Below are 3,146 nucleotides of genomic sequence, written 5' to 3'. Positions count from 1 at the left end.
CAGCTTTCCAGCTCCAGTTGATCGTTTACCGTAAGATTAAAGGGTGCTGGTTTCCGGGCCAAAACAGAGTCTCCGAGCTCGTGAACAATAGCTCGAATTGTAGCACATTTCCGCTTAGGAATTAACCAGACGGAACACTAGTTTCAGGCAACTTCACACTATTGGTTTAGAGCGTTTAAATTGGTCAGGAAGAGAAGAGATTGTTAAAGAAGCGGTTCACTCTTTTGATATAGAGATAGATCCAGAGACTGTCTATAAAATTGCAAAAATCAGCAATGGCTTTCCATACTTTGTTCATTTGATTACTGAAAAGGTTCTGTGGTGTGCATTTGATCATGGTCAGATAATAAAAAAAATTGGATTCGATTTATTTGATGAGGCGTTAGAAAAGGCAATTAACAGTATAATCGCTCATCTTCAAATGCCATATGATGCAGCATCACTGCACAGAACTAATGACTATAAAGAAATATTGTGGGCAACAGCTGATTCAGAAAATACGATTCGCTATATTGACGGTATGTATGCTTCATATTTGAGGATAAATCAACAGCTTTACGGGAATAATCCTACAGAAGAAGATCGACCGTTACCTAGGAATAAGTTTACTACGCGACTTTCAAATTTAAGAAAAAAAGAGTACGGCCAAATTTTAGAGCATGTAGCTGAACGCAAGGGACTCTACACCTACAGAGAAAATATATTAAGAGGCTTTGTGGCCATGAAGGCATTGGAATCAGGTGTTGAGCTACAAGGCGATGTTCCAGATGAGCCAAAAAGGCCAACGGCTTTAGGTAAGGAAACCAGACAAAATTATGCGGGTAAGGATTTTACCCCAAAAGTAAAATTCCGTGGTGAAAAATAGCTACTTAAAGCCAACAAGCAGCTCTAAGCTGCGCATAAACCGAGCTTTAGAAAAAGCGGTAGCCAGAAGTGGTGAAGTGAGATATGAAAGTTAAAGCTTTGGCAAATATTGTGCGACCCTTAATATTCGACAACGAATACGAAGGGTATGAGCATAACTCTCTAGGCTCATGCGTCGTGATTGAATACGCGTCACGATATTTCGCAATTACCGCGCTTCATAATAACCAGGGTGATGGGTACGAGCCGAAGCAGTTTATGGTTCCTCACTCGTCAGTATCTAATCTTTTCTTTCCAATGAAGGAAGTTTTTAGCGTTGAAACCTCAGAAAATGAGGACACAGATCATAAAGATGTGTTCTTCATCGAAATTCCTCGCGAAGACATAGAAGAAGATAAGTTGGACCTAGATACGATTATCAATTTTAGTGAAAATTATTATGTTTCTAGTACCGGGGAAACCAAGTATATAGTGCATGGATTTCCGGATGAGCTTCAGGAAATAAATTTCGATAAAAAGGTAATAAAAAACCAACGATTTGCTGTCTCTGGGAAGCTCCATAGCAGAGAATGTTACCTGGGCATTGATCAGATAAAGTTCGACGGAAGTGCAGGGCTTAATAGCTTTAGCGGTATGAGTGGAGGTGGCGTTTTCTCTCTTACGCCAAATGGCGATGGACGGTTTTTTTATAAGTTTGAAGGGATTTTGTTAAGAGGAACGGCCACATCACTGATGGGGTATGTCTTAAAGCGGGAAGTTATACAAATATATCTTGAGAAGTTTATTGGTCAAGAAAATGGCTAAGAACGCCAAGCACAGGGACAGATGTCCGTCGCGGCTTCGGTTTCATTGCAGATCTGCACCCTGGATGCAGCGTTATTGCCTAACTTAAATGTTCACTTCACTACCCAGGAGCACCAAAACAAAAGCGAACATTCGAGTCAGGGCTTTCCTTCAGAGCCCCCAGGCCAATCACAGCCATTTCATCCAGTGTGATTGGCGGAGCAAATTTCAGACGCTGAATGATTACATGGCAGATATAGCCATGCTCAGCTAAGCTATTGTTTTATCGATTTATGTGCAGCGCGGTTGATGGCTCAAAGTCAGTAATAATGACGCAGGCAGATTTGTGCAATGGTAAAGCGTTCTGCCTAATTGCTGTTAGACAAGGAGAAGAACATTTGGATTTAATCGAAGTCGGAAAAGCTCTCTTACTGCTAGTGAGCGCGATTGCGGGTTTTTTGGTGGGGCAAGCTAATGGCTTTTTCGACAGGCGGAATGAAAAAAGAAAGGCATTCAGTCGCGCACTAGCCGAATTATTAGAAATTCGGCATCGATTTAAAGGAGCCATCTATCTACTTCGACGGCTCGGAACCGAGGTAAATGTCCCGCGAGAATATCTTGACGAAATAGTTCAAGCTCTACCAGACGGTTTGCTCTGGGACCCTGGCGTCTCTACGCGCTACGCTGAAGCCGTCAATACTCTGTCAGCCTACTCTCCGCTTTCTGCCTATGTCTTAAGGTCAAAGGATATCGTCGGCCTTTTTGTGAACGGGGCTTCGGTCACTTTTGGCTCTAGTGAAATCACCCACTCTTTAGCTCTGAAAAACCTAGAAGTAATGGAGAACGCCATGCTTCCGGCTTTAGAGGAGCCTATTGAAGCTGTCTCAGAATTCCTAGGTAAGAAAACAAAGAAACAGACTCAAGAAATCCTCGATGGTAGCCGAGAGGTTCTACCTGAGGTAAAAAACGTTGCCGATGAATTGATTGCAAATGTGAACGCTACGATCGCGACAGGGGCTAACCAGTCGCTGTAGTACGCGGTGGACTTCCCCCACTTCAATAGACGCGCATCTATAACGCCGCGCTGCTTAACTTGAAACTTTAGGGAGAAAACATGGCTTTTGATGCCAACGCAGGAACACCGAATTCGATCACTAAATGGGATCGCTGCGTCGAAAGAATGCAGGGCGGGGAGCACCCTTCGAGATTTGGCTTTCAGGGTTCTTGGCCAGATGTTTACCGATTTGGAGCCCGGTTCCGATTTGCTAGGTCTCTTACCGGCGTGAGCCTGGATACTTACACAGAAGAAACAGAAAATGGTTACACCGGACTGCTTCAGACATTCACCGCGTGGAGTGCTGTCACCGCCGGAGTAATACTGACCCACTAGCGCCGACTTAAAATTGACCCACCTGGGGCAAAATGGCCGCCTAATACCATGATCAGGGCGGCGGCCGATGTTGACTCAGGAGACACTTGTGGAAATTCATGTATTGCAT

At 44.0% G+C, this 3,146-nt stretch carries 3 protein-coding genes; all 3 read left to right on the top strand.

The genetic code is table 11. The features are described 5' to 3' along the window. The first annotated feature begins 298 nt into the window (after nt 1–298). The 3 genes from AC13D2_RS00200 (at nt 299) to AC13D2_RS00190 (ending at nt 2,681) form a co-directional block, all read left to right on the top strand. Nucleotides 299–865 carry a hypothetical protein gene (locus AC13D2_RS00200; protein ID WP_482938023.1) on the top strand — a complete coding sequence of 189 codons (567 nt, stop codon included), beginning with the start codon at nt 299–301 and terminating at the stop codon, nt 863–865. Between the two features lie 83 nt (nt 866–948). Beyond that, the gene (locus AC13D2_RS00195) at nt 949–1,668 is read left to right on the top strand and encodes a hypothetical protein (RefSeq protein ID WP_482938022.1); all 720 of its coding nucleotides are present in this window, start codon (nt 949–951) and stop codon (nt 1,666–1,668) included. 308 nt (nt 1,669–1,976) lie between these two features. Next, nucleotides 1,977–2,681, top strand: coding sequence for a hypothetical protein (locus AC13D2_RS00190; protein ID WP_482938021.1), 705 nt, complete (start codon nt 1,977–1,979; stop codon nt 2,679–2,681). Nucleotides 2,682–3,146 lie beyond the last annotated feature (465 nt).

This window comes from Marinobacter sp. B-12 (assembly GCF_056857915.1).
This window is presented reverse-complemented; position numbering and strand designations above follow the sequence as displayed.